Genomic DNA, 6,172 nt, shown 5'->3' with positions numbered 1-6,172 from the left:
CTTGCCGCGAACATCAGGCCTTCAAGCACAAACAGAATGCCCACACCGATGAGGAAGTCGGCGAACGCTATGGACCTCATCGGACTGAAACCTCCCGTTGATGTTCTTTTTTGCTTCGAGATCACGATCCTATCGGATCGTGATCTCATCTCTTTGTTTGAGCATGATCTTTTCGGAAAATCGGTCCCCACTTTTCCGGATCATGCTCTCGCGAGGGGCGAAGTTTCACTGCGCACCGCTCGTGATTTGCCATTATGGCTTGGCTGCCGCCGGTTGATCCGCCGCAGGCGCCTTGCCGGGGCCGCCGAAGAACTTGAAGAAGTCGGAGTCCGGCTTCAGCAGGAAACGGGTATCGCTGCTCTTCAGCCCGTTTTCATACGCCGTCATCGACCGGTAGAAGGCGAAGAAATCCGGATCCTTGCCATAGGCCTCGGCGAACAGCCGGTTGCGCTCGCCATCGCCCTCGCCGCGCACCCGCTCGCCGGTCGAATTGGCCTCGGCGATGATGACGGTGGCTTCGCGATCGGCGTTAGAGCGTATCTCCTGCGCCTTCTGGCCGCCTTGCGCGCGGAATTCGGCGGCTTCGCGCTGCCGCTCGGTCTGCATGCGCTGGTAGACCGCCTGGCTGTTCTGCTCCGGCAGATCGGCACGCCTGATCCTGACATCAACCACCTGGATACCGTAGCCGCCAGCTTCCTTGTCGAGCTGATCGCGGATCCGCGCCATCAGGGCTTCGCGCTCGTCGCGCACCACCTGGATGAAGGTGACCTCGCCGAGCACCCGGCGCAGCGAAGCGTTCAGCAGCGTCGTGAGCTGGATGTTGGCGGCCTGGATCGAGCCGACACTCTGGTAGAAGTGCAGCGCGTCCTTGATGCGGTAGCGGGCGAAAGCGTCGACCACCAGCCGCTTCTGGTCCGACGCAATCACTTCCTGCGACGGATTTTCGAGATCGAGGATCCGCTTGTCGATCGGGATCACGGTATCGATGAACGGAGCCTTGAAATGCAGGCCCGGCTCGGTGACGGGGGCTTGCGGAGCGCCGAGCCGGACCACCAGGGCCTGCTCGGTCATATCCACGGTGAAGACCGAACTGTAGCCGACGATAAGGACGGCAAGCAGCAGAATCAGCGCAACGATGCCTGCGACTGGGGATCTCATCGTGTGGCTCCGCTCTGCTGTTGCGGCTGGCCCGTCGTCGCCGCCGGCGGACGCCGCGGCGTCAGTTCGTTGAGCGGCAGATACGGCACCACGCCCTGCGAGGACGAGCCGCCGCCGTCATAGATCAGCTTCTCGGAGCCGCCGAGAACGCGCTCCATCGTCTCCAGATAGATGCGTTGCCGCGTCACGTCAGGCGCCTTCTTGTATTCGTCGTAGACCTTGAGGAAGCGCGAGCTTTGTCCCTTGGCCTCGGCGACCGCCTGCTGCTTGTAGCCTTCGGCGGCCTGCAGGATCTGCGACGCGCGTCCCTTGGCGTCGGGAACGACGCGGTTGGCATAGGTCTGCGCTTCGTTCTGCAAGCGCTCGAGATCGGCGCGCGCCGCCTGCACGTCGCGGAACGAATCGATCACCTGCGCCGGCGGATCGACCTTCTGCATCTGCACCTGCTGCACCAGGATGCCCGAGCCGTAGCTGTCGAGCGTCTTCTGCATCAATTCCTGCACGTTGGCTTCCGTGGTGGTGCGGGCGCCGGTCAGGATCGGCTGGATGTTGGCCTTGCCGACCGCCTCGCGCATCGCGCTTTCGGCGACCGCCTTCACGGTGCCTTCGGGATTCTGGATGTTGAACAGATAATCGGCGGCGCCCTTCGGCTTGATGCGCCACAGCACGGTGAAATCCACGTCGACGATGTTCTCGTCGCCGGTCAGCATCAGGCTTTCTTCCGGCACGTCGCGCATCGTCCTGCCGCGGCGGGCGGGATCGTCGATCAGCGTCATGCCGATCGAGATGGTGGAGACCCGCAGCGCCTTCGGCAGCAGCACGGTCTCGATCGGATACGGCAAGTGATAGTTCAAGCCGGGCTGAGCGTCGCGCACATACTTGCCGAAGCGCAGCACGATGCCGAGCTCTTCGGACTGCACGCGATAGAAGCCGGACAATCCCCAGATCGCGACCGCGACGAGCAGCACCAGCATGATGCCGATGCCGCTGAAATACCCGCCCGGCAGCAACTGCTGCAGCCGGTCCTGGGCGCGGCGCAGAAGGTCTTCAAGATCGGGCGGCCTTGGCCCCACCGGTTGCGGGCCGGAGCCCCACGGTCCCTTCGGACCCGAGCCCCATGGGCCTCCGCCTTGATTCTTCCACGGCATCGATTGGTCTCCTTCGCGCGGCCCATGGGCGGATGCCCGGCCTCGCAATGTCCGCAGGCTTTATAGGGGACCGCCCGGGCCCTTACAACGCAAGCTTCTGGCTCGAAGCAGCTATGCCTGAGCGGCAAATTGTCAATGTAAACATTGCCAAATGGAGTTAATGCGACTTTCGTCGGCGATATGTCACATAGGAGAAGTCCGCGCTGTCGTCCGGGCCTGCCGGATGGCGCTCGCGCGCAACCTCTTGCCAGATAGCCGCGTCAATTGCGGCAAAACAGGTATCGCCCTCGGGCCGGGCGTGCACTTCGGTGATCTCCAGACGGTCAGCGCAATCCATCCATTGGGTGTAGATTTCCGCACCGCCGATCACGGCAATTTCAGTGGCGAAACGCCGCAGCGCGTCGCCCCGGGCGACCGCGCGGGCATCGGCAATGGACGTCGTCACCACCGCCCCGTGCGCGCGAAAACCGGCGTCGCGGGTGACGACGATATTGGTGCGGCCGGGAAGTGGCCTGCCGATCGACGCGAAGGTCTTGCGCCCCATCACGACGGGCCTCGCAAGCGTCATCGCCTTTAAGCGCCGCATGTCGGATTTCAGCCGCCACGGCATGGCGCCGCGCGAGCCGATCACGCCGTTGTCGGCGACCGCGACGATGAGAACGATTTCAGGAGAAACCCTGATGTCAGGAAGAGCCTGGGCAGTCGCGATCACACCGCGACCTCGGCCTTGATGTGCGGATGCGGATCGTAGCCGGCCAGCGTGAAGTCCTCGTAGCGGAACGCGAAGATATCCTCCACGTCGGGATTGAGCTTCATCACCGGCAACGGCCGGGTCGGGCGCGTCAATTGCAGCCGGGCCTGCTCGACATGGTTGGAATAGAGGTGCACGTCGCCGAAGGAGTGCACGAAGTCCCCCGGCTTCAGTCCCGTCACCTGCGCCACCATCATCGTCAACAGCGCATAGGATGCGATGTTGAAGGGAACGCCGAGAAAGACGTCGGCCGAACGCTGATAGAGCTGGCACGACAGCCTGCCGCCTGCGACGTAGAACTGAAACAGGCAGTGACACGGCGGCAGCGCCATCTTGTCGACGTCGGCCGGATTCCATGCACTGACGATCAGGCGCCGCGAATCCGGATTGCGCCGGATCATGTCGATGACGTTGGATATCTGGTCGATGTGGCGCCCGTCCGGCGCCGGCCAGGATCGCCATTGCGATCCGTAGACCGGGCCGAGATCGCCGTTGGCGTCGGCCCATTCGTCCCAGATCGAAACGCCATGGTCCTTGAGGTATTTGATGTTGGTATCGCCCTTGAGAAACCACAAGAGCTCGTACACGATCGACTTCAGCGGCAGCTTCTTGGTGGTCAGCATCGGAAATCCGGCGGCCAGGTTGAAGCGCATCTGATGGCCGAAGATCGACAGCGTGCCGGTGCCGGTGCGGTCACCCTTCTCCGCGCCGTCTGACAGAATCCGTTCGAGCAGGTCGTGATACTGATTCATGGTGCTGCGTCATGAGCCTTTGGCGAAGGCGAATTCCAGGAAAGCACGTTCTAGCGGCCGGACCGGTTATCCGACAGCGCCGATTCGGCGGAACCCGTCCATTATACCCGGAAAAATGACCATCCGGGCCCCAAACGGCAAGGCCTGGAGGGGCGACGAGCCTCGAGATCGAGCCTTGGGATCGAGCCTTGGGATCGAGCCTTGGGATCACGGCGTTTGCGATCACGCCTTCGGGATCAATGGGCGGCGGGCTTCAGCACCGAATTCCACCGCTTGATTTCGCTTTTCACCAGCGCCGCCAGCGCTTCCGGCGTGCGTTCCGAAGGCTGGGGGATCACGTTGCCGAGTTCGAGCAGACGCCGGCGGACGGCTTCATCGTCCAGCGCCTTGACCGCCGCCGCGTTGAGCCTGGCGATGACCGGCGCAGGCGTCCCCTTCGGCGCGAAGATCGCGTTCCACGCCTGGACCTGGAACGCCGGCAAGCCGGCCTCGCTGCTGGTCGGAATCTGCGGAAGCGCCGCATTGCGCTCGGGCGTTGCCACCGCATAGGCCTTGATCGTGCCGAGCCCGATCTGCGGCACGGCGTTGGCGATCTGGTCGCACATGTAGTCGGCCCGTCCGGCGACCAGCGCATTCATCGCCGGGCCGGTGCCGTTGAACGCCACGCCTGCCGGTTTGATATCGAGGATCGAATCGAGGAGTTGGCACGCCACTTGCGACACCGAGCCGACCCCGGCATGCGCCGCCTTGACGGCGTCGGCGTGGTCTTTCACGTAAACCATGAATTCCCGGAAATCCCTGGGCGGAAAATCCTTGCGCGCCAGGATCACGATCGGCGTGCCGGCCAACAGCGCCACCGGCGCGAAATCCTTTTCCGGATCGTAGGCAAGGTTGGGGTAAAGCGGGACCGCGGCCGCGTGCGTCCCCATATGTCCCGCGATCAGCGTATATCCGTCGTTCGCGGCGCGCGCGGCGCGGATCGTGGCGGTAGTGCCGCCGCCCCCGACCACATTTTCGATGATGATGCTTTTGCCGAGCGTTCTCGCCATATGCGCCGTGACGATACGCGCGACGACGTCGGTCGGACCGCCCGCCGCGAACGGCACGATCATCGTGATGCTGCGGATCGGGTAGTCCTCGGCCTGCGCGGCGATCGCGCCAACACCGGTAAGCGCAGCCAGCGTCCCGGCCGCAAGCACGCGACTTACCCGATGCATCAGATGTCTCCGAAAACGCGCCTCCGCCTGGCGCGGCTGCGCATCGGCGGCATTCCATCTACCATCAGCCCCGGCAGCCATTAACTTCGGGTTACGCGGCGGCTGCCTATCTCATCCGATCACGCCGGCAAAACCCAAGAGGCCGCCGGCGAGCAACAGCCAGAGCGGATTGAGCCGCGTTGCAAAAGCCAGCACCGCGACGGCGGCGGTGACAAAAGCGGCCGTCCAGGTCCGATCGGCGGTGAGCGCCAGCACGAGCCCGCTGGCCCCCATCAGCCCGATCGAAAGCGGCACCAGCGCCGCCTGGATAATGGTGGGCCAGCGCGAATGGCTCGAACGCGTCAGCAGGCGGCTCACCCAATAGGCCAGCATGGCTGTCGGAACGCACATCGCAAGGGTTGCGGCGAGCGCGCCGGCGACGCCCGCGACGGCATAGCCGATCAAAGTCACGATCAGCACGTTGGGCCCCGGCGAGAGCTGCGAGATCGCATAGACATCGGCGAATTGCTTGTCGGTCAGCCAGTGCTGAACGTCGACCGCGATGCGGTGCATCTCGGGGATCGCCGCATTGGCACCGCCCACCGCGAACAGCGACATCAGCCCGAAGGTCGAGATCAGCGTCCAGATCGGGCTCTGGTTGAGATTCATGCCGCCACCCGGCGGCGCATCGCAAAGGTGGTGGCGATGCTGAGCGGGATCGCCACCAGCAGGACCGCGGGCAGCGGCAGCCTCAGCACGCCGATCGCGGTAAACACCGCGGCCAGCACCACGACGCCCACGACATCGCGCTTCCTGATCAGCGGCATCATCATCCGAAAGACCACCGATATCAAAAGCCCGACCGCCGCGCAGGACACGCCCGACAGGATGCGCCGAAGCGCGTCGATTTCGCCGAAACGCGCATAGAGCGCAGCCAGGACGGTCACGATGACCACGGGAGGACCGAGCAGCCCGGCAAAGGCCGCGATGCTGCCGGGAACTCCGCGAAAGCGCGATCCGAACACTACGCTGAGGTTGACGATGTTCGGGCCGGGCAAAAAATGGCAGAGCGCGAAGGTTTCGTTGAACTCCTCGGCCGTCATCCATCGGTGCTGATCGACGATGCCGCGCCGCGCAAAGGCCAGCACGCCGCCGAAGCCGGACAGT

The 6,172-nt window shown here is 64.1% G+C and carries 7 protein-coding genes and 1 pseudogene; all 8 read right to left on the bottom strand.

Features of this window, described 5'->3' with window-relative positions:
• Positions 1-80, bottom strand: a pseudogene (locus tag QZ213_RS23045) (DUF2065 domain-containing protein); the annotation flags it as partial.
• Positions 81-252: 172 nt separating this feature from the next.
• On the bottom strand, positions 253-1,158 hold the full coding sequence (hflC, locus tag QZ213_RS23040) for a protease modulator HflC (RefSeq protein ID WP_291688390.1): 906 nt from the start codon (positions 1,156-1,158) through the stop codon (positions 253-255).
• Positions 1,155-2,306: an FtsH protease activity modulator HflK gene (hflK, locus tag QZ213_RS23035; protein ID WP_291688389.1), complete on the bottom strand. Its 1,152-nt coding sequence runs from the start codon at positions 2,304-2,306 to the stop codon at positions 1,155-1,157. The genes hflC and hflK overlap by 4 nt, the downstream gene beginning before the upstream one ends.
• Positions 2,307-2,463: 157 nt before the next feature.
• Positions 2,464-3,018: a dihydrofolate reductase gene (locus tag QZ213_RS23030; RefSeq protein WP_291688388.1), complete on the bottom strand. Its 555-nt coding sequence runs from the start codon at positions 3,016-3,018 to the stop codon at positions 2,464-2,466.
• Positions 3,015-3,809 carry a thymidylate synthase gene (locus QZ213_RS23025; protein ID WP_291688387.1) on the bottom strand — a complete coding sequence of 265 codons (795 nt, stop codon included), beginning with the start codon at positions 3,807-3,809 and terminating at the stop codon, positions 3,015-3,017. Before QZ213_RS23025 ends, QZ213_RS23030 begins: the two co-directional genes overlap by 4 nt.
• A 236-nt stretch (positions 3,810-4,045) precedes the next feature.
• Positions 4,046-5,026 carry a tripartite tricarboxylate transporter substrate-binding protein gene (locus tag QZ213_RS23020; protein ID WP_291688386.1) on the bottom strand — a complete coding sequence of 327 codons (981 nt, stop codon included), beginning with the start codon at positions 5,024-5,026 and terminating at the stop codon, positions 4,046-4,048.
• A 111-nt stretch (positions 5,027-5,137) separates the two neighbouring features.
• Positions 5,138-5,674 carry a chromate transporter gene (locus QZ213_RS23015; protein ID WP_291688385.1) on the bottom strand — a complete coding sequence of 179 codons (537 nt, stop codon included), beginning with the start codon at positions 5,672-5,674 and terminating at the stop codon, positions 5,138-5,140.
• Positions 5,671-6,171, bottom strand: coding sequence for a chromate transporter (locus tag QZ213_RS23010; protein WP_291688384.1), 501 nt, complete (start codon positions 6,169-6,171; stop codon positions 5,671-5,673). The genes QZ213_RS23015 and QZ213_RS23010 overlap by 4 nt, the downstream gene beginning before the upstream one ends.
• Between the last annotated feature and the right edge of the window lies 1 nt (position 6,172).

The sequence above is a fragment of the Bradyrhizobium sp. genome (assembly GCF_017881085.1).
In the GTDB taxonomy this organism is placed as follows: Bacteria; Pseudomonadota; Alphaproteobacteria; order Rhizobiales; family Xanthobacteraceae; genus Bradyrhizobium.
The sequence above is the reverse complement of the archived record's forward strand: the minus strand, read 5'-3'. Positions and strand labels throughout refer to the sequence as shown.

What these genes read in the sequence shown, in the direction of transcription:
- hflC (WP_291688390.1), bottom strand. Translation starts at nt 1,158, where the DNA reads ATGAGATCCCCAGTCGCAGGCATCGTTGCGCTGATTCTGCTGCTTGCC.
- hflK (WP_291688389.1), bottom strand. Translation starts at nt 2,306, where the DNA reads ATGCCGTGGAAGAATCAAGGCGGAGGCCCATGGGGCTCGGGTCCGAAG.
- QZ213_RS23025 (WP_291688387.1), bottom strand. Translation starts at nt 3,809, where the DNA reads ATGAATCAGTATCACGACCTGCTCGAACGGATTCTGTCAGACGGCGCG.
- QZ213_RS23020 (WP_291688386.1), bottom strand. Translation starts at nt 5,026, where the DNA reads ATGCATCGGGTAAGTCGCGTGCTTGCGGCCGGGACGCTGGCTGCGCTT.
- QZ213_RS23015 (WP_291688385.1), bottom strand. Translation starts at nt 5,674, where the DNA reads ATGAATCTCAACCAGAGCCCGATCTGGACGCTGATCTCGACCTTCGGG.